The organism is Enterobacter cloacae complex sp. SHL012, from assembly GCF_049237505.1.
Lineage (GTDB): Bacteria > Pseudomonadota > Gammaproteobacteria > Enterobacterales > Enterobacteriaceae > Enterobacter > Enterobacter kobei.
Genome location: NZ_JBMKIZ010000007.1, coordinates 89,154 through 107,704, shown reverse-complemented (window position 1 = coordinate 107,704; position 18,551 = coordinate 89,154). Strand labels below are relative to the sequence as shown.

The window sequence follows — 18,551 nt, the reverse complement described above, 5'->3', positions numbered from 1 at the left end:
AATTAATAATGAGTGATTTTCTGCCCTTTTCGCGACCCTCAATGGGTGCCGAAGAAATGGCGGCGGTTCAGGACGTTTTGATGTCGGGCTGGATCACCACGGGGCCTAAAAATCAGGAGCTTGAAGAGGCATTTTGTCACCTGACGGGCAATCAGCATGCGATTGCCGTCTGTTCTGCCACCGCGGGCATGCATGTCACGCTGATGGCGCTGAATATTGGCCCCGGCGATGAAGTGATCACCCCCTCCCAGACCTGGGTTTCCACGCTAAATATGATCGTGTTGCTGGGTGCCACACCGGTGATGATTGATGTGGACAACGACACGTTGATGGTGACGCCTGACGCCGTTGAAGCGGCGATAACCTCGCGTACTAAAGCCATTATCCCCGTCCATTATGCTGGCGCACCGTGTGACATCGACGCGATTCATGCCATTGGCGAACGTCACGGTATTCCCGTTATTGAAGATGCTGCCCATGCCGCCGGAACCTATTACAAGAACCGCCATGTGGGCTGGAAAGGGACGGCGATTTTTTCCTTCCACGCCATTAAAAATATGACCTGTGCAGAAGGCGGTTTAGTTGTCACGGATAACGCTCAGCTTGCTGCGCGGATCCGCAGTCTGAAATTCCACGGCCTGGGGGTGGATGCCTATGACCGCCAGACGCACGGTCGTGCACCGCAGGCTGAAGTGATCTCGCCGGGCTATAAATACAACCTGGCGGATATTAACGCCGCGCTGGCGCTGGTGCAGTTGGGCAAATTAAAAGAGGCCAACAAACGCCGTGAGGAAATCGCGCAACGCTACCTGCGGGAGCTGGCCGATACGCCGTTCCAGCCGCTGACCATTCCAGCATGGCCGCACGTTCACGCCTGGCACCTGTTTATTATTCGCGTTGATGAAGCCCGCTGCGGTATTTCACGCGACAACCTGATGGCGGCGCTGAAGGAGAAGGGCATCGGTACCGGCCTGCACTTCCGTGCGGCGCACACTCAAAAATACTACCGCGAGCGTTTTCCTGATGTATCGCTCCCGAATTCGGAATGGAATAGCGCGCGTATTTGTTCTCTCCCTCTTTTCCCGGACATGACTCATGACGACACAACCCGCGTCATTACCGCGCTCCATCAGCTTGCAGGACATTGATATGTTCAGTGCACCACCCGTACAAAAAGTTTCCGTCGTCATTCCTGTTTATAACGAACAGGAGAGCCTGCCTGAACTGATTCGCCGCACGACGGCCGCCTGCGAGACGCTTGGCAAAGCGTATGAAATTCTTCTGGTGGACGACGGCAGTAGCGATGATTCCGCAATGATGCTGACCGATGCTGCCCAGGCTGAAGGCAGCCATATTGTTGCCGTGCTGCTGAACCGTAACTACGGCCAGCACTCGGCGATCATGGCCGGATTTAGCCACGTTACGGGCGATCTGATCATCACTCTGGACGCGGATCTGCAAAACCCGCCGGAGGAGATCCCACGCCTGGTGGCGAAAGCCGATGAAGGCTATGACGTGGTCGGCACGGTGCGTCAGAACCGTCAGGACAGCCTGTTCCGCAAGCTGGCCTCACGCACTATCAACCGTCTTATCCAGCGTACGACCGGTAAAGCGATGGGCGATTACGGCTGTATGCTGCGCGCCTACCGCCGTCATATTGTCGACGCCATGCTGCATTGCCACGAGCGCAGCACGTTTATTCCGATCCTCGCTAACACGTTCGCCCGTAAGGCAACGGAAATCCCGGTCCTGCATGCCGAGCGTGAGCACGGGGAATCGAAGTACAGCTTTATGCGTCTCATCAACCTGATGTACGACCTTATCACCTGCCTGACCACCACGCCGCTGCGTCTGCTGAGCGTTTTCGGCAGCATCATCGCGCTGGCGGGGTTCGCGCTCTCCGTCCTGCTGGTGGTGCTGCGGCTGGTCTTTGGCCCGCAGTGGGCGGCGGAAGGGGTCTTCATGCTTTTTGCCGTGCTGTTTATGTTCATCGGTGCCCAGTTTGTCGGCATGGGCCTGCTCGGTGAATACATTGGCCGAATTTATAACGATGTCCGCGCACGTCCGCGCTACTTTATTCAACGTGTTGTCCGTCAGGAACACAAAGCATCTCAAGAGGAAATCCACCCATGAAAGCTGTTGTATTTGCCTATCACGATATGGGGTGCACGGGCACGCTGGCCCTGCTGGAAGCGGGCTATGACATTGCGGCAATCTTTACCCATCCGGACACGGCGGGCGAAAATCACTTTTTCAGCTCAGTGGCGCGCATCGCCGCCGAGCGGGGGATTCCGGTTTATGCCCCGGACGACGTGAACCATCCGCTGTGGGTGGAGCGCATCCGCGCGCTTGCCCCTGATGTCATCTTCTCGTTTTACTATCGCAACCTGATCTGCGACGAGATCCTCGGCCTGGCCGCAAAAGGAGCATTTAACCTTCACGGCTCACAGCTGCCAGCCTACCGTGGGCGCGCGCCGCTGAACTGGGTGCTGGTGAACGGCGAAACGGAAACGGGCGTGACCCTGCACCGGATGGTCCACCGTGCGGATGCGGGGGCCATCATTGCCCAGCACCGCGTGGCAATCGATGCGGATGAAACGGCGCTGCAGCTGCACCAGAAACTTTGCACCGTGGCACAAAGCCTGCTGCGCGACGCGCTGCCAGCTATCCTGAACGGCACCTTCAGCGAGACCGCGCAGGATGAGAGCAAAGCAAGTACCTTCGGTCGCCGCACGCCGGAGGATGGTCGTCTGGACTGGAACCAACCTGCTCGCCAGCTTCACAACCTGGTGCGCGCCGTGACCGACCCGTGGCCGGGGGCATACAGCTTTGCGGGCGTAAGCAAATTTATCGTCTGGAAATCCCGCGTGCGCGACGACATCCCGGCGGCAAAACCGGGCACCGTTGTCTCCGTCTCCCCGCTGATTGTGAGCTGCGGCGAGCAGGCGCTGGAGATTATTACCGGGCAAACCGACAGCGGTCTTTACGTGCAGGGCACGCAGCTGGCCCAGTCTCTGGGTCTGGTCGCCGGGGCGCTGATCACAAGCGCCCCGGTGGTTGCCGTTAAACGCCGTACCCGCGTGCTGATCCTCGGCGTAAACGGCTTTATCGGTAACCATCTGACTGAACGCCTGCTCAAAGACGATAACTACGAAATCTATGGCCTGGATATTGGCGCGGATGCGATCAGTCGTTTCCTCGACAACCCACGCTTCCATTTCGTGGAAGGGGATATCAGCATCCATTCCGAGTGGATTGAATACCACATTAAAAAATGTGACGTGGTACTGCCGCTGGTCGCCATCGCCACGCCTATCGAGTACACCCGTAACCCGCTGCGCGTGTTCGAGCTGGACTTCGAGGAGAACCTGAAGATCATTCGCGACTGCGTGAAATACGACAAGCGCATCATCTTCCCGTCCACCTCTGAAGTGTACGGCATGTGTACCGACAAAAACTTCGACGAAGACACCTCTAACCTGGTGGTCGGGCCGATCAACAAACAGCGCTGGATCTACTCTGTCTCCAAACAGCTGCTGGATCGCGTGATTTGGGCCTACGGTGAGAAAGAGGGGCTGCGCTTTACCCTGTTCCGTCCGTTCAACTGGATGGGCCCGCGTCTGGATAACCTGAACGCGGCGCGTATCGGTAGCTCCCGTGCGATCACCCAGCTGATCCTGAACCTGGTAGAAGGCTCACCGATTAAGCTTATCGAAGGCGGCAAACAGAAACGCTGCTTCACGGATATCAGCGACGGTATCGAAGCGCTGTTCCGCATCATCGAAAACAAAGATAACCGCTGCAACGGTCAAATCATCAACATCGGGAACCCTGACAACGAAGCGAGCATTCGCGAACTGGCTGAGATGCTGCTGGCCAGCTTTGAGCGCCATCCGCTGCGCGATAAATTCCCACCGTTTGCCGGTTTCCGCGAAGTGGAAAGCAGCAGCTACTACGGTAAAGGCTACCAGGACGTTGAGCACCGTAAGCCGAGTATTCGCAATGCGAAGCGCTGCCTGAACTGGACACCGACGGTGAAGATGGAGCAAACCATTGACGAGACGCTCGATTTCTTCCTGCGCACCGTGGAGCTGTCGGAACAGGTCTCATGAAAAAAGTCGGTTTACGCATTGATGTCGACACCTTCAGGGGAACGCGTGACGGCGTCCCCAGGCTGCTGGAACTGCTGAGCAAGCACGGTGTGCGTGCCAGCATCTTCTTCAGCGTGGGGCCTGACAACATGGGACGCCATTTATGGCGTCTGATTAAACCGGCATTTCTGTTCAAAATGCTGCGCTCACGCGCAGCATCTCTCTACGGCTGGGATATTCTGCTGGCCGGCACCGCCTGGCCCGGTAGACGCATCGGCGCGGGTAACGAAGCGGTTATCCGTGAGGCGGCGCAGCAGCATGAGGTCGGCCTGCATGCCTGGGATCATCACGCCTGGCAGGCGTGGGCAGGCGTCTGGGATATCCCACGTCTCTCCCGTGAAATTGAGCGTGGAATGCTGGAGCTTGAGGCCATCACCGGTCAGCCCGTGCGCTGTTCCGCCGTGGCAGGATGGCGTGCGGATCAACGGGTCGTAAAGGCCAAAGAAGCCTTTGCGTTTCGCTACAACAGCGATTGCCGCGGAACTGGGCCGTTTTTGCCGCTGTTAGGCGAAAATCACTACGGTACGGTGCAAATTCCGGTCACGCTTCCCACCTGGGATGAAGTGGTTGGACGCGAGGTGAAGGCGGAAGAATTTAATCGTTATATTCTGGACCGTATGCATCGCGATACGGGTACGCCGGTGTATACCATCCATGCAGAAGTAGAGGGGATTGCGTATCAGCATGATTTCGATGCGTTGCTGACCCTGGCCGCTCAGGAGGGCATTGAATTCTGCCCGTTGAGCGAGCTGCTGCCCGACGACTTCAGCACCCTGCCTGTGGGAAAAATTGTCCGTAATGAACTGGCTGGCCGGGAAGGCTGGCTTGGCCATCAACACACCGTGAGTCCGGTCCCATGAAAACAGCCCGTTATGGCTTAGCGCTTCTCGCACTGTTTATCGTTTACTACCTCATTCCTGTCGATGTCCGCCTGCTGTGGCAGCCTGACGAAACGCGCTATGCGGAAATTAGCCGCGAAATGCTGGCATCGGGTGACTGGGTCGTCCCGCATTTTCTGGGGCTGCGTTACTTTGAAAAACCGATTGCTGGCTACTGGATCAACAGTCTCGGGCAGTTGCTGTTCGGGCACACCAACTTTGCCGTACGCGCCGGGGCGATATTCTCCACCGGGTTAACGGCGCTGCTGGTGATCTGGATGGCCTGGCGTCTCTGGCGGGATAAGCGAGTAGCCATTTTCTCCGGCCTTATCTTCCTGACCCTGTTCATGGTGTACGGTATCGGCACGTATGCGGTGCTGGATCCTATCATCACCCTGTGGCTGGTGGCGGCGATGTGCAGCTTCTGGCTGGCCTCGCAGGCCCAAACCGTGGCCGGAAAAGCGGGTGGCTATGTGCTGCTTGGGCTGGCCTGCGGGATGGGGGTGATGACCAAAGGCTTCCTGGCGCTGGCCGTTCCGGTGATTGGCGTGCTGCCGTGGGTGATCGTCCAGAAGCGCTGGAAAGAGGTGCTGATTTTTGGCTGGCTCGCGATCCTGAGCTGCGTGCTGATTGTGCTGCCGTGGGCGCTGGCGATTGCGCATCGGGAGCCTGATTTCTGGCGTTACTTCTTCTGGGTTGAACATATTCAGCGTTTTGCCCAGAGCGACGCCCAGCATAAAGCCCCGTTCTGGTATTACCTGCCGTTCCTGCTCGCGGGCAGTCTGCCGTGGCTGGCACTGCTGCCGGGCGCGTTTCGTCTCGGCTGGAATGACAGACAAAGCGCGGGGGGAGGATTCTATCTGCTGGGCTGGGTGGTGATGCCGCTGCTGTTCTTCAGCATCGCCAAAGGCAAACTGCCGACCTACATCCTGCCCTGTTTTGCCCCGCTGGCTATCCTGATGGCGCGCTATGCCTGCCTCGCGGCGGAAAAAGGTGCGAGAGCGTTGCGCATTAACGGTGGGATTAACCTGGCGTTTGGGGTGTTCGGCGTGATTGCGGCGCTGGTGGTCTCGCCATGGGGGCTGGCTAAGCATCCGGTCTGGACGCCGGTCGAACTGTACAAAGTGTTCTGTGCAGTGGTGGCGTTCCTCCTCTGGGCCGCGGTGGGCTGGTTTACGTTCAGACAGAGTCAGCAGCGGTGGTGGCTGGCAGCCTTGTGTCCTGCAGGCCTGGCGTTGCTGATTGGTTTTGCCATTCCTAACCTGGTGGTGGATTCCAAACAGCCGCAGTCGCTGGTCGATACCGTGCGCGAGCCGCTTCAGGAAAGCCGATTTGTGCTGGCCAATAACGTTGGCGTGGCCGCGGGTCTGGCGTGGGAGCTGAAGCGTAATGACATTACGCTGTTTGGTCAGAGCGGCGAACTGCGTTACGGGCTGGATTATCCCGATGTGAAAGATCGTTACGTCGACAAAGATGACTTCGCGCAGTGGCTGGCGACGCATCGTCAGCAGGGGCGTGTGTCGCTGGTGGTTCTGCTGTCAAAGCGTGACGATATCTCACGGGCGAATTTACCGCAGCCGGACAATCTCTATATCCAGGGACGGTTTGCCTTGCTGGAGTATCTGCCGAAGTGATGACCTGGACCTGGCTGGTACTGGCAAGCTTGCTCAGCTGCGCGGGGCAGTTATGCCAGAAACAGGCCACCCGTCCGGCGAAAGCCGGGCGGCGCGGCGCGCACATTATGTTGTGGCTTGGTCTGGCAGGGCTGGCGCTGGGTAGCGGAATGCTGGTCTGGCTGGTGGTGCTGCAACGCCTGCCCGTTGGCGTCGCCTATCCTATGCTGAGCCTCAACTTTGTCTGGGTAACGCTGGCGGCAAAAGTATTCTGGCGCGAACACGTTGCTGCGCACCACTGGCTGGGGGTCGGGTTTATCATCATTGGGATTATCGTGCTGGGAGGAAGCCTGTGAAAGGCGCGTTCTGGGCGTTATGCAGCGTGCTGTTAGTCAGCGCCGCACAGCTGTTGCTGCGCGATGCCATGCAGGCACTGCCGCCGGTCAGCGATGTTCTGGCGCTTATTTCCGCGCTGTGGCACTTCTCATCCGGCACGGGCGCGCTGCTGCTGGGGTTGATGGGGTATGTGGCCTCTATGGGCTGCTGGTATCTGGCGCTGCATCGCATGGCGCTCAGCAAAGCATATGCCTTGCTGAGCCTCAGTTATATTCTGGTGTGGGCCGCGGCAATCGTCCTGCCCGGCTGGGGGGAACACTTCTCCTGGCACGGGCTGGTGGGCGTCGGGTTTATTATGCTGGGTGTATTAACGATTTTTAGGCCAGCACGTCGTCAGCAGAATGGATCAGGCCGGCGCTGAGTTCGAAGGGCGTTGCGGTACAGACCGCAAGGCTCAGCGAGTCTATGCGGCAGTGGCTGACTGAATGAAACGCGCTGGCGGTACTGTCAATGCTAACCATTTGCCAGGCGTGACCGCCGCACTGTTTAACGATCGCTTCCTTTCGCGTCCAGATACGCCAGAATGCCGTAAGCTGGCGCTCTGGCGTTTCCTTTTCCAGCTCTTCATGCTCGGCGCCGCTGAAGACGGCATTAGCGAGCGTGCGCCAGTTATCCTGCGGGCGAATACGTTCCAGGGAGCAGCCCACGTTACCTTCGTCACTGATAATTAACGCAATCTCATCTCCCGAGTGGCTAAGGCTGAACCACAGCGGATAGTCGCCGGCAAAAAGGGGTTTCCCCTGTTCGTTGTGGATAATCTCCGGGAGTGGCGTCGGCGCCAACAGACGCGAAAGCAACCCGCGTCCAGCGAGCCAGCGCGCGCGATGGGCGCCTTCGGGCGCGTGTCGGGAGAGCGCTTCAGCCCAGCGGTTGGTGCTCAGCGAGGAGATTTTTCCCAGAAAAACCTGGTACATATAACGTCTGGCCTTCAGTCAAACAGAGAGTCGCAAAGTTGCGCGGCGAAACCATTACTATAATCTATTGTCCCCGATAATGGCTAACCCGACCAGCGGCTTAGCCCGGCAACCGGCTTTTGGGTCGTCCCGGCCCCAGCAGGATCGCCAGCTTGCTGCCCCCTTTGGTGGTCTCCATCCAGATTTTACATACGCTGGTCAGCGGAACCGACAGCAGCATCCCAACCGGGCCCAGCAGCCATCCCCAAATCAGTAAGGATAAAAATACCACCAGCGTCGACATGCCCAGCCGGTGCCCCATCATGCGCGGCTCGAGAATATTCCCCAGCACCATATGCACGACGAGGAACAGCGCGCCGACCAGCATACATTCATAAAATCCATTAAACAGAAACGCCTGAATCATCGGCGGCACGGCGGAGAGCACGGCGCCAATGTTGGGAACGTAGTTCAGCAGAAATGCCAGCACCCCCCACATCAGGGCGAACTGGACGCCCATCAGCATCAGCCCCAGCCAGACAATGATCCCGGTCCATACGCTCAACAGCGTTTTCAGCGCCAGATATTTGGACACGCCCTTCAGCGCGCGGTGTAAACCGGCAATATGGATTTGCGGGTTATTTAATGCAAAACGCAGCTTGTAGGGCACATGACGGACTTCGAACAGCATGAACACCACCGTCATGACCAGCAGCAAAATGCTGGCCATCGCGCCGGAAAGACCGGTCATCAGCGTGGTGGCGTAGGTCATAACTTTCTCTGAATCCATCCTGCGCAGCATCCGTTCTGGCGAGATATGCAGATTAAGAAAGGGCATCATCTCCTGCAGGGCGATGATTTTGCGCGTCAGCTCTTTATTGTACTGCGGCAGCATGGTGGAGAATTCGCTCAGCGATGCGGCCAGTACGCCGAAGAGTGCCGTCAGGCCAATCAGCATTACAATCACCACAATAGTGATGGCCACCGGGCGGCTAACGCCCCGGCGTAAAAACCAGGTCACCAGCGGATTGAGAACAATGGCAAAAAAGAGTGCCAGCAGAAGCTGGACGATAATGTCAGCGGCAGCATGAATACCCGCGAGGATAACCACCAGACAGGCGAGTTTTAATAAAATGTGGAGTCCTGCTTTATCGGGCTGGGGGGAGATCATGCGCGTTCCTTAGTAAGATGACGCATTAAGTGTAGTGCCTGGCTTCCGCTTCGTCTGGCACCGATAATCTGAAAGTCGGGGCTGATTTTCTGATGGCGTCGTGGTAATAGTGAAACACTGTTGCAAAAAATTCAGGTCTAACTCCATGCCCGAACCTGCCGCTGAACCGGCGCTGAGCGGATTGCGCCTCAATCTGCGTATTGTTTCCGTCGTCATTTTCAACTTTGCCAGTTATCTGACCATTGGTCTGCCGCTGGCGGTCTTGCCGGGCTATGTCCATGACGTAATGGGGTTTAGCGCATTCTGGGCGGGGCTGGTGATTAGCCTGCAGTATTTCGCCACGCTGTTAAGCCGGCCGCATGCCGGGCGCTACGCGGACATGTTCGGACCAAAAAGCATCGTCGTGGTGGGGTTGTGCGGCTGTTTCCTCAGTGGCCTGAGCTACCTGCTGGCGGCCACAACCAGCGCCTGGCCGCTGGTCAGTCTGACGCTCCTCTGTCTGGGCCGCGTCATCCTCGGTATTGGGCAAAGTCTGGCGGGAACCGGCTCCACGCTGTGGGGCGTGGGCGTTGTCGGCGCATCACACATTGGCCGGGTGATCTCCTGGAACGGAATTGTTACCTACGGCGCGATGGCGCTCGGTGCACCGCTCGGCGTGGCCTGTTATGCCTTTGGCGGGCTCTATGGACTCGCCATCACCATTATGGTGGTCGCGCTTCTGGCGATTCTGTTTGCCCTGCCGCGCCCGAAAGTAAAGGCCAGCAAGGGCAAGCCACTGCCGTTTCGGGCTGTGCTGGGCCGCGTATGGCCGTACGGTATGGCACTGGCCCTGGCGACGACCGGCTTCGGCGTCATTGCGACCTTCATTACCCTGTTCTATGACGCCAAAGGCTGGGAGGGCGCGGCCTTTGCGTTAACCCTCTTTAGCGTGGCGTTTGTTGGCGCGCGCCTGCTTTTCCCGAACGGCATCAACCGTCTGGGTGGGCTGAATGTGGCGATGATCTGCTTTGCGGTCGAGATAGTCGGGCTGCTGTTGACCGGTATCGCCAGTGCACCCTGGATGGCGAAAATGGGCGTCTTCCTTGCGGGGGCCGGTTTCTCGCTGGTCTTCCCGGCGCTGGGCGTGGTGGCGGTGAAAGCAGTGCCGCAGCAGAACCAGGGAGCGGCGCTGGCGACCTATACGGTATTTATGGATATGTCGTTAGGCATTACCGGGCCGCTGGCGGGGCTGGTGATGGCCTGGGCAGGGGTACCGGTGATTTATCTTGCCGCAGCGGGTCTGGTGATAATTGCCTTGTTACTGACGTGGCGGCTAAAAAAATGGCCCCCGGTGCAAGCACCGGAGGCCACGTCATCATCGTGAAGGTTACTGGATCACGATGGTGTTAATGATGTTTTCAGCCGCCGTCTGCGCTTTCTGCTGATCTTCCGCTGGCAGGGTGATCTGCAGGGTCAGCAGTTTGTTATCCACCTTGCCCAGCACCACAGAAGAGTAAGCGGTCTGGCCTTTGGCAGAGATGATGCTGTCCAGCTGTTGCAGCGTGTGGCCTTTCAGCTCGATGGATTTATTGGTCACCACCTGCAGCTGCGGATCGCGGCCGCGCTGCTGATCTTCCAGACGTTTAGACAGGACAGCCAGGTCTTCGCTGGTGTCGTCGCCCACAATCACAATGACCGCTTTCTGACCGGTTGCGTCGGAGTAAACGTGCATGTTGTTCGCCTGGGTACCCAGCTTGCCGCTCTGGTCAGTCATATCGGCTGGCAGAGAGAAACTGAGTTTGCCATCCATCAGATTCACCGGCTGGCCGGTCGCGTTGCTCTCTGCGGATGCGCCCTGAGCAGGCGTTTTCGTGTCGCTGTTATCACAGGCTGCAAGACCCACAACCAGCAGGCCAATCCCGACATATTTAACCAGATTGCGCATTGACTTCTTCCTTTCGATAAACGGCCATAACGGCTCATTCGTCCATCTTATCACAACTGATAAAGCGAACCCTTAACCAGCCTGCAATGCCGTGATTTCAGATTTATCTGCCAGCCTTTTCAGCAGCATATTCAGCAGCACGCCGTACATTGGCAGGAAGAAGACAATGCTGATGAGGACCTTGAAGCAGTAGTCCACCAGCGCAATTTCCATCCAGTGCTCGGCCATAAAGGCATCCGGGCTGCGCCAGAAAGCGATGAAGAAGAAGGCCAGCGTATCGCTCACGTTACCGAATAGCGTCGAGGCGGTAGGCGCCATCCACCAGCGATGGTTCTGGCGCAGACGGTTAAACACGTGCACGTCAAGGATCTGCCCCAGCGCGTAGGCCATAAAGCTTGCCGCGGCGATACGGGCGACAAACAGGTTGAAGTGCGTCAGCGCCTCAACGCCCTGCCAGCTTCCCATATAAAACAGGGACGACACCACGTATGAGATGAACAGCGCAGGAAGCATGACCGCAAAAATAATGCGGCGGGCCAGCGGTGCGCCAAAAATACGCACGGTCAAATCCGTGGCGAGGAAAATAAACGGAAAACTGAACGCGCCCCAGGTGGTATGAAAACCAAAGATGGAGATGGGGAGCTGCACCAGATAGTTACTGGACGTGATCACCAGTAAATGAAAAAGCGAAAGCCAGAACAACGCTTTAACGCGCTGTGATTCAGAGAACTGCGTCATATTGTGACCTTTTTATACGTTGGGGTGAGGGAACCCAATAAAAACCGCAGCATGATACTGCTTTGGCTGGACATTGCAATGGTTGATTTTTGCGCAATCGTTAACCTGGTTTGCATTGTCCGCCACCGGGCGTAAACTACAGCCGTTTTTACCAGACCGAGAAGACCATGACCGACCTGTTTTCCAGCCCAGACCATACCCTTGATGCTCAGGGCCTTCGCTGCCCGGAGCCGGTAATGATGGTACGTAAGACCGTGCGTAACATGCAGCCCGGTGAAACGCTGCTGATTATTGCCGACGACCCGGCCACGACCCGCGATATTCCCGGGTTTTGTACCTTTATGGAGCATGAGCTTGTGGCGCAGCAGACAGAAGCGCTGCCGTACCGGTATTTGATTCGTAAGGGGTAGGTGGTCCGCCGCTGCGGTCTGATGCCCTCACCCCGGCCCTCTCCCACGGGGAGAGGGGGCAAACACTAAAAATGGCCACTGCGTGGCCATTTTGCTTTTACCTAGCCTTTCATCCACGCGCGGATCCCGTCCAGGAACATCTGCGTCGCCATCATCACCAGAATCAGCCCCATCAGGCGCTCCAGCGCGTTAACCCCTTTCTCCCCCAGCAGGCGCAAGAACAGCGACGATTGCAGCAGGATGATAAATGTCCCACCCCAGGCGATAAGCAGGGCAATCACCAGGTGGCTCATTTGATTCGGATACTGATGTGACAGCAGCATCAGGGTGGCCAGAATGGTCGGCCCGGCGACGAGGGGAATCGCCAGCGGTACGATAAACGGCTCTTCGCCCGCGGGCAGGCCGCTGCTGCTCCCTTCGGCGCTCGGGAAAATCATCTTAATGGCAATCAGGAACAGAATAATCCCGCCGGAAATGGAGACCGTTTCTGCGCGCAGGTTCAGGAAGGCGAGGATCTTTTCTCCCGCAAACAGGAAGATAAACATCACCAGCAGGGCGATGAGCAGCTCGCGGATCATGATCGCCCGGCGGCGCTTCGGCTCAGTGTGCTTCAGCACCGACATGAAGATAGGCAGGTTGCCCAGTGGATCCATTATCAGGATCAATAAAACCGCTGCGGAAATGATTTCACTCATGTAAATTATCCCTGAACATCTCTATGGTTATTATGATAATTAGCTGTATTTCTGATTGCCGGGCAATCATCGATTAATTTCGCTTGCGACTTTGGCAGCATTTTGTAATGTGAAGCATATCCCAGTTCAATACTGGCTTGCACAATCAGCACACACCCTCAGCAGGAAAAAAATGCTATGAAAAACGTTGGTTTCATCGGCTGGCGCGGTATGGTCGGCTCTGTACTCATGCAACGCATGGTTGAAGAGCGCGATTTCGACGCTATCCGCCCGGTCTTCTTCTCCACTTCCCAGCTCGGCCAGGCTGCACCGTCCTTTGGTGGTACCACAGGCACGTTGCAGGATGCTTACGATCTGGAAGCGTTGAAGGCACTCGATATTATTGTGACCTGCCAGGGCGGCGATTATACCAACGAAATCTATCCTAAGCTGCGTGAAAGCGGCTGGCAGGGCTACTGGATTGACGCGGCCTCTTCGCTGCGCATGAAAGACGATGCCATCATTATTCTCGACCCGGTTAACCAGGGCGTGATCACCGATGGCCTGAACAACGGTGTGAAAACCTTTGTCGGTGGTAACTGCACCGTCAGCCTGATGCTGATGTCCCTTGGCGGCCTGTTTGCGCAGGATCTGGTTGAATGGGTTTCCGTGGCGACCTACCAGGCCGCGTCCGGCGGCGGCGCGCGTCATATGCGCGAGCTGCTGACCCAGATGGGCCAGCTGCACCACAGTGTCGCAACCGAGCTGGCAAACCCGGCATCCGCGATCCTCGATATCGAGCGTAAAGTCACCGATCTGACCCGCAGCGGCGCGCTGCCGGTGGATAACTTTGGCGTACCGCTGGCCGGTGGCCTGATCCCATGGATCGACAAACAGCTGGATAACGGCCAGACCCGCGAAGAGTGGAAAGGTCAGGCTGAGACCAACAAAATCCTCAATACCGCGAACACCATTCCGGTTGACGGTCTGTGCGTGCGTATCGGCGCACTGCGCTGCCACAGCCAGGCCTTCACCATTAAACTGAAAAAAGATGTGTCTATTCCAACCGTGGAAGAGCTGCTGGCCGCGCACAACCCGTGGGCGAAAGTGGTACCAAACGATCGCGATATCACCATGCGTGAGCTGACCCCGGCTGCCGTCACCGGCACGCTGACCACGCCGGTTGGCCGTCTGCGTAAGCTGAACATGGGGCCGGAGTACCTCTCCGCGTTCACCGTCGGTGACCAGCTCCTGTGGGGCGCCGCCGAACCGCTGCGCCGCATGCTACGCCAGCTGGCGTAATAATTTGTTAATGACCGGGGGTGATTTTCACCCCCTTTTTTTGCGTACTACATGGAGTAACACGCGTATGTCTTATTTTTTATCAGGAGTCATGTAGAGCGTTGGCTATGCTTTAAGGAAGAGTCATTTCTTACCTGAGGTTAGGACGGGACTGAGTGGATGCCCGTCAGGTCACATTAAAGTCGTCCCAGGCGCTAAAAAGGACGACATAAAAAACAGGATGAATACCATGTCCGATCGTGTGGATAGAGACGTGATTAATGCGCTTATTGCGGGTCATTTTGCCGACCCCTTTTCCGTGCTGGGGATGCACCGTACAGAGGCCGGGCTGGAAGTTCGGGCGTTGTTACCGGATGCGACCGAAGTGTGGGTCATTGAGCCCAAAACCGGCCGCAAGGTGGCCAATCTTGAATGCCTCGACTCGCGTGGCTTCTTCTCGGGCATCATGCCCCGTCGTAAAAACCCCTTTCGTTATCAACTCGCCGTTATCTGGCACGGCCAGCAAAACCTGATTGATGATCCTTACAGCTTCGGTCCGCTCTTAAAAGAGATGGACGCCTGGCTGCTGTCTGAAGGTACGCATCTGCGCCCTTATGAAACGCTGGGTGCTCATGCGGATACCATGGACGGCATCACCGGCACGCGTTTTGCGGTGTGGGCGCCTAACGCCCAGCGCGTCTCCGTTGTCGGGCAGTTCAACTACTGGGACGGTCGTCGCCATCCGATGCGCCTGCGCCGGGAAACGGGCATCTGGGAGCTGTTTATCCCGGGGGCGCATAACGGCCAGCTCTACAAATTCGAAATGATCGATGCTCACGGCAAGCTGCGCATTAAAGCCGACCCGTATGCCTTCGAGGCGCAGATGCGTCCGGACACGGCGTCGCTGATTTGCGGCCTGCCGGAGAAGGTGGTCCAGACGGAAGAGCGTAAACAGGCCAACCGCTTTGATGCGCCGATCTCCGTCTATGAAGTGCATCTCGGCTCCTGGCGCCGCCACACCGATAACAACTTCTGGCTGAGCTACCGGGAACTCGCCGACCAGCTGGTGCCGTACGCTAAATGGATGGGCTTTACCCACCTCGAACTGCTGCCGGTTAACGAGCATCCGTTCGACGGCAGCTGGGGCTACCAGCCAACCGGGCTGTATGCCCCAACACGCCGCTTCGGCACGCGCGATGACTTCCGCTATTTCATTAATGCCGCGCACGCCGCCGGGCTGAACGTGATCCTCGACTGGGTGCCTGGTCATTTCCCTTCTGATGACTTTGCGCTGGCAGAGTTTGACGGCACAAAACTGTACGAGCACAGCGACCCGCGCGAAGGCTATCACCAGGACTGGAACACGCTGATCTACAACTATGGTCGTCGTGAAGTCGCGAACTATCTGGTCGGTAATGCCCTGTACTGGATTGAGCGCTTCGGCATTGATGCCCTGCGCGTGGATGCGGTGGCGTCAATGATCTACCGCGACTACAGCCGCAAAGAGGGCGAGTGGATCCCGAACGAGTATGGCGGCCGCGAAAACCTGGAAGCGATTGAATTCCTGCGCAGCACTAACCGTATTATCGGTGAGCAGGTCGAGGGTGCGGTTACCATGGCGGAGGAGTCGACGGACTTTGCAGGCGTCTCCCGACCCCCGTCATCAGGCGGTCTGGGGTTCTGGTATAAGTGGAACCTGGGCTGGATGCACGACACGCTCGACTACATGAAGCTCGACCCGGTGTACCGTCAGTACCATCACGACAAGCTCACCTTCGGCTTGCTCTATAACTACACCGAAAACTTCATGCTGCCGCTGTCGCACGATGAAGTGGTGCACGGCAAAAAATCCATTCTCGACCGTATGCCGGGCGATGCGTGGCAGAAGTTTGCCAACCTGCGCGCCTACTACGGCTGGATGTTTGCCTTCCCGGGTAAAAAACTGCTGTTTATGGGCAATGAATTTGCCCAGGGGCGCGAGTGGAACCACGACTCCAGTCTCGACTGGCATTTGCTGGAAGGCGGCGACAACTGGCACCACGGCGTGCAGCGTCTGGTGCGTGACCTGAACCTGACCTATCGCCATCACAAAGCCCTCCACGAGCTGGATTTCGACCCCTACGGCTTCGAGTGGCTGGTAGTGGACGACCATGAGCGTTCGGTATTTGTCTTTGTGCGTCGTGATAAAGCCGGCAACGAAATCATCGTCGCCAGTAACTTCACGCCGGTACCGCGCGAACACTACCGCTTTGGCATTAACCAGCCGGGGAAATGGCGCGAAATTCTGAATACCGATTCCATGCACTACCACGGCAGCAACGCCGGTAACGGCGGGCTGGTGCAGAGCGACGCCATCGAAAGCCACGGGCGGCCAAACTCCCTGAGCCTGACGCTGCCGCCGCTTGGCACTATCTGGCTGATGCGGGAGGGTGAATGACGCAGCTTACGGCAGGTCATCCCGAACCGCTCGGCGCGCGTTTTGACGGTAAGGGCGTGAACTTCTCGCTCTTTTCCGCTCACGCGGAGCGGGTGGAACTTTGTGTGTTTGACGGGGAAGGTAACGAGCACCGTTACGATTTACCGTCTCGCACAGGGGATATCTGGCACGGGTACCTGTCCGGCGGGCGTCCGGGGATGCATTACGGTTTTCGCGTACACGGTCCGTGGCAACCGGCTCAGGGGCACTGGTTTAACCCGGCGAAGCTGTTGATTGACCCGTGTGCGCACCGCGTCGATGGCGAATTTAAAGACGACCCGCTGTTTCACGTCGGCTACGGTGAGCCCGACCACCGCGACAGCGCGCCGGTCGTGCCCAAAAGCGTGGTGGTGAACGACCTCTACGACTGGGAAGACGATGCACCGCCGCGCACGCCGTGGGGCAACACCGTGATTTATGAAGCGCATGTCAAAGGGCTGACCTGGCTGCACCCGTCGATCCCCAACGCGATGCGCGGCACCTATCAGGCACTCGGCCATCCAACGATGATTGCCTATCTGAAACACCTCGGTATCACCGCGCTGGAACTGCTCCCCGTCGCCCATTTCGCCAATGAACCCCGCCTGCAGCGGCTGGGGCTGAGCAACTACTGGGGCTACAACCCGCTGGCGATGTTCGCCCTAGAACCCCGCTACGCCGCCCATCCGGAGACGGCGCGGGACGAGTTTCGTGATGCGGTGAAGGCGCTGCACGCGGCGGGCATTGAGGTCATTCTGGACGTGGTGCTGAACCACAGCGCTGAAAGCGATCTCGACGGCCCGACGCTCTCCATGCGCGGAATTGATAACCGTAGCTATTATTGGATCAGAGAGGATGGCGATTACGAGAACTGGACCGGCTGCGGTAACACCCTCAACCTCAGCCATCCAGCGGTCACGCATTTTGCTTATGAATGCCTGAAATACTGGGTTGAGACGTTCCACGTCGATGGTTTTCGTTTCGACCTGGCGCCCGTCATGGGGCGCACGCCGGCATTCAGCCAGCAGGCTCCTCTGTTTGAGACCATCAAAAATTGCCCGGTGCTCTCGCAGGTGAAACTGATCGCCGAGCCGTGGGACATCGGTGAGGGCGGCTATCAGGTGGGGAATTTCCCGCCGCTGTTTGCCGAGTGGAACGACCATTATCGCGATGCCATGCGCCGCTTCTGGCTGGCGCGCGATCTGTCATTGGGGGAGTTCGCCGGGCGCTTTGCCGCCTCCAGCGATCTCTTCAGGCGCGACGGCAAACGGCCGTCGGCCACCATTAATCTGGTGACGGCGCACGACGGTTTTACGCTGCGCGACTGCGTTTGTTTCAATCAGAAACACAATGAAGCGAACGGCGAAGAGAATCGCGATGGCACTAACAATAACCATAGCTTTAATCATGGTATAGAAGGATTAGGCGGGAGCCTGGACGTGATTGAGCGGCGTCGCGCCAGCGTTCATGCGCTGCTGACGACGCTTTTGTTATCGCAGGGCACGCCGATGCTGCTGGCGGGCGATGAGCACGGCCACAGTCAGCACGGCAACAATAACGCCTATTGCCAGGACAATACCCTGACCTGGCTCGACTGGGGTGAGGCGAACAGTGGGCTGACCCATTTCACCGCAGCGCTGATCCACCTTCGCCAGCAGATCCCCGCGCTCACCGCCGATCGCTGGTGGGAAGAGGGCGACGGCAACGTTCGCTGGCTGAATAAAGACGCGCAACCGTTGAGTGCGCAAGAGTGGCAACACGGCATCACCTGTCTGCAAATCCTGCTGTCGGATAAGTGGCTGGTGACGCTGAACGCGACGGATGACGTCGCAGAGATTGTTTTACCTGACGGGGAATGGCGCGCTGTTCCCCCCTTTGCCGGAGCGGATAATCCGGTAGTAATGGCTGTCTGGCACGGGCCTGCGCACGGAGTGTGCGTATTCCAAAGATGATAAAAAAGGAGTTAG

General features: G+C 57.7%; 17 protein-coding genes. 12 read left to right on the top strand and 5 right to left on the bottom strand.

The window, feature by feature from the left end; translation table 11 throughout:
- Window positions 1-8: 8 nt before the first annotated feature.
- The 7 genes from arnB to arnF are packed head-to-tail and all read left to right on the top strand — an operon-like array spanning window position 9 to window position 7,399.
- Window positions 9-1,148: a UDP-4-amino-4-deoxy-L-arabinose aminotransferase gene (arnB, locus tag ACOTY9_RS19530; RefSeq protein WP_023331508.1), complete on the top strand. Its 1,140-nt coding sequence runs from the start codon at window positions 9-11 to the stop codon at window positions 1,146-1,148.
- Between the two features lies 1 nt (window position 1,149).
- On the top strand, window positions 1,150-2,133 hold the full coding sequence (arnC, locus tag ACOTY9_RS19525; protein WP_045135446.1) for an undecaprenyl-phosphate 4-deoxy-4-formamido-L-arabinose transferase: 984 nt from the start codon (window positions 1,150-1,152) through the stop codon (window positions 2,131-2,133).
- Window positions 2,130-4,112, top strand: a complete 1,983-nt coding sequence (arnA, locus tag ACOTY9_RS19520) for a bifunctional UDP-4-amino-4-deoxy-L-arabinose formyltransferase/UDP-glucuronic acid oxidase ArnA (protein WP_348566058.1) — start codon at window positions 2,130-2,132, stop codon at window positions 4,110-4,112. The genes arnC and arnA overlap by 4 nt, the downstream gene beginning before the upstream one ends.
- Window positions 4,109-5,011 (top strand): 4-deoxy-4-formamido-L-arabinose-phosphoundecaprenol deformylase, encoded by a 903-nt coding sequence (gene arnD / locus ACOTY9_RS19515; protein ID WP_050862867.1) that lies wholly within the window; start codon window positions 4,109-4,111, stop codon window positions 5,009-5,011. Before arnA ends, arnD begins: the two co-directional genes overlap by 4 nt.
- A complete protein-coding gene (gene arnT / locus ACOTY9_RS19510) occupies window positions 5,008-6,663 on the top strand; it encodes a lipid IV(A) 4-amino-4-deoxy-L-arabinosyltransferase (protein ID WP_348566057.1) in 1,656 nt (551 codons plus the stop codon). Before arnD ends, arnT begins: the two co-directional genes overlap by 4 nt.
- Complete coding sequence (arnE, locus tag ACOTY9_RS19505; protein WP_014885567.1) at window positions 6,663-6,998, top strand: 4-amino-4-deoxy-L-arabinose-phosphoundecaprenol flippase subunit ArnE; 336 nt, start codon at window positions 6,663-6,665, stop codon at window positions 6,996-6,998. Before arnT ends, arnE begins: the two co-directional genes overlap by 1 nt.
- The gene (gene arnF / locus ACOTY9_RS19500; protein ID WP_014885566.1) at window positions 6,995-7,399 is read left to right on the top strand and encodes a 4-amino-4-deoxy-L-arabinose-phosphoundecaprenol flippase subunit ArnF; all 405 of its coding nucleotides are present in this window, start codon (window positions 6,995-6,997) and stop codon (window positions 7,397-7,399) included. Before arnE ends, arnF begins: the two co-directional genes overlap by 4 nt.
- On the opposite strand, the gene acpT is transcribed toward arnF, so the two are convergent.
- Both acpT and ACOTY9_RS19490 read right to left on the bottom strand, forming a co-directional pair.
- Window positions 7,356-7,952: a 4'-phosphopantetheinyl transferase AcpT gene (gene acpT, locus ACOTY9_RS19495; RefSeq protein ID WP_014885565.1), complete on the bottom strand. Its 597-nt coding sequence runs from the start codon at window positions 7,950-7,952 to the stop codon at window positions 7,356-7,358. The two genes, arnF and acpT, sit on opposite strands and share 44 nt — an antisense overlap.
- 100 nt (window positions 7,953-8,052) lie before the next feature.
- On the bottom strand, window positions 8,053-9,102 hold the full coding sequence (locus ACOTY9_RS19490; protein WP_014885564.1) for an AI-2E family transporter: 1,050 nt from the start codon (window positions 9,100-9,102) through the stop codon (window positions 8,053-8,055).
- A 145-nt stretch (window positions 9,103-9,247) separates the two neighbouring features.
- On the opposite strand from ACOTY9_RS19490, the gene ACOTY9_RS19485 reads away from it, so the two are divergent.
- The gene (locus ACOTY9_RS19485) at window positions 9,248-10,465 is read left to right on the top strand and encodes an MFS transporter (protein WP_045135451.1); all 1,218 of its coding nucleotides are present in this window, start codon (window positions 9,248-9,250) and stop codon (window positions 10,463-10,465) included.
- A 3-nt stretch (window positions 10,466-10,468) separates the two neighbouring features.
- Here the strand turns inward: ACOTY9_RS19485 and ACOTY9_RS19480 are convergent, their stop codons facing one another.
- Both ACOTY9_RS19480 and ACOTY9_RS19475 read right to left on the bottom strand, forming a co-directional pair.
- Window positions 10,469-11,026 carry a DcrB family lipoprotein gene (locus tag ACOTY9_RS19480; protein WP_023309515.1) on the bottom strand — a complete coding sequence of 186 codons (558 nt, stop codon included), beginning with the start codon at window positions 11,024-11,026 and terminating at the stop codon, window positions 10,469-10,471.
- 72 nt (window positions 11,027-11,098) lie between these two features.
- Complete coding sequence (locus ACOTY9_RS19475; RefSeq protein ID WP_014885561.1) at window positions 11,099-11,764, bottom strand: 7-cyano-7-deazaguanine/7-aminomethyl-7-deazaguanine transporter; 666 nt, start codon at window positions 11,762-11,764, stop codon at window positions 11,099-11,101.
- A gap of 167 nt (window positions 11,765-11,931) precedes the next feature.
- Here ACOTY9_RS19475 and tusA point away from each other — a divergent pair, with 167 nt between their 5' ends.
- Entirely contained in the window at window positions 11,932-12,174 is a 243-nt protein-coding gene (gene tusA, locus ACOTY9_RS19470; RefSeq protein ID WP_014885560.1) for a sulfurtransferase TusA, read from the top strand.
- A gap of 101 nt (window positions 12,175-12,275) precedes the next feature.
- On the opposite strand, the gene yhgN is transcribed toward tusA, so the two are convergent.
- Complete coding sequence (yhgN, locus tag ACOTY9_RS19465; RefSeq protein ID WP_003861574.1) at window positions 12,276-12,869, bottom strand: NAAT family transporter YhgN; 594 nt, start codon at window positions 12,867-12,869, stop codon at window positions 12,276-12,278.
- 177 nt (window positions 12,870-13,046) lie between these two features.
- Between yhgN and asd the strand changes: the two genes are divergently transcribed.
- From asd to glgX, 3 genes are all read left to right on the top strand, one after another.
- On the top strand, window positions 13,047-14,150 hold the full coding sequence (asd, locus tag ACOTY9_RS19460; protein WP_023331502.1) for an aspartate-semialdehyde dehydrogenase: 1,104 nt from the start codon (window positions 13,047-13,049) through the stop codon (window positions 14,148-14,150).
- A gap of 229 nt (window positions 14,151-14,379) precedes the next feature.
- Window positions 14,380-16,566, top strand: coding sequence for a 1,4-alpha-glucan branching enzyme (glgB, locus tag ACOTY9_RS19455; RefSeq protein ID WP_014885558.1), 2,187 nt, complete (start codon window positions 14,380-14,382; stop codon window positions 16,564-16,566).
- Window positions 16,563-18,536, top strand: coding sequence for a glycogen debranching protein GlgX (glgX, locus tag ACOTY9_RS19450; RefSeq protein ID WP_348566056.1), 1,974 nt, complete (start codon window positions 16,563-16,565; stop codon window positions 18,534-18,536). The genes glgB and glgX overlap by 4 nt, the downstream gene beginning before the upstream one ends.
- Window positions 18,537-18,551 lie beyond the last annotated feature (15 nt).

What these genes read in the sequence shown, in the direction of transcription:
- arnB (WP_023331508.1), top strand. Translation starts at nt 9, where the DNA reads ATGAGTGATTTTCTGCCCTTTTCGCGACCCTCAATGGGTGCCGAAGAA.
- arnC (WP_045135446.1), top strand. Translation starts at nt 1,150, where the DNA reads ATGTTCAGTGCACCACCCGTACAAAAAGTTTCCGTCGTCATTCCTGTT.
- arnA (WP_348566058.1), top strand. Translation starts at nt 2,130, where the DNA reads ATGAAAGCTGTTGTATTTGCCTATCACGATATGGGGTGCACGGGCACG.
- arnD (WP_050862867.1), top strand. Translation starts at nt 4,109, where the DNA reads ATGAAAAAAGTCGGTTTACGCATTGATGTCGACACCTTCAGGGGAACG.
- arnT (WP_348566057.1), top strand. Translation starts at nt 5,008, where the DNA reads ATGAAAACAGCCCGTTATGGCTTAGCGCTTCTCGCACTGTTTATCGTT.
- arnE (WP_014885567.1), top strand. Translation starts at nt 6,663, where the DNA reads ATGACCTGGACCTGGCTGGTACTGGCAAGCTTGCTCAGCTGCGCGGGG.
- acpT (WP_014885565.1), bottom strand. Translation starts at nt 7,952, where the DNA reads ATGTACCAGGTTTTTCTGGGAAAAATCTCCTCGCTGAGCACCAACCGC.
- ACOTY9_RS19490 (WP_014885564.1), bottom strand. Translation starts at nt 9,102, where the DNA reads ATGATCTCCCCCCAGCCCGATAAAGCAGGACTCCACATTTTATTAAAA.
- ACOTY9_RS19485 (WP_045135451.1), top strand. Translation starts at nt 9,248, where the DNA reads ATGCCCGAACCTGCCGCTGAACCGGCGCTGAGCGGATTGCGCCTCAAT.
- ACOTY9_RS19480 (WP_023309515.1), bottom strand. Translation starts at nt 11,026, where the DNA reads ATGCGCAATCTGGTTAAATATGTCGGGATTGGCCTGCTGGTTGTGGGT.
- ACOTY9_RS19475 (WP_014885561.1), bottom strand. Translation starts at nt 11,764, where the DNA reads ATGACGCAGTTCTCTGAATCACAGCGCGTTAAAGCGTTGTTCTGGCTT.
- tusA (WP_014885560.1), top strand. Translation starts at nt 11,932, where the DNA reads ATGACCGACCTGTTTTCCAGCCCAGACCATACCCTTGATGCTCAGGGC.
- yhgN (WP_003861574.1), bottom strand. Translation starts at nt 12,869, where the DNA reads ATGAGTGAAATCATTTCCGCAGCGGTTTTATTGATCCTGATAATGGAT.
- asd (WP_023331502.1), top strand. Translation starts at nt 13,047, where the DNA reads ATGAAAAACGTTGGTTTCATCGGCTGGCGCGGTATGGTCGGCTCTGTA.
- glgB (WP_014885558.1), top strand. Translation starts at nt 14,380, where the DNA reads ATGTCCGATCGTGTGGATAGAGACGTGATTAATGCGCTTATTGCGGGT.
- glgX (WP_348566056.1), top strand. Translation starts at nt 16,563, where the DNA reads ATGACGCAGCTTACGGCAGGTCATCCCGAACCGCTCGGCGCGCGTTTT.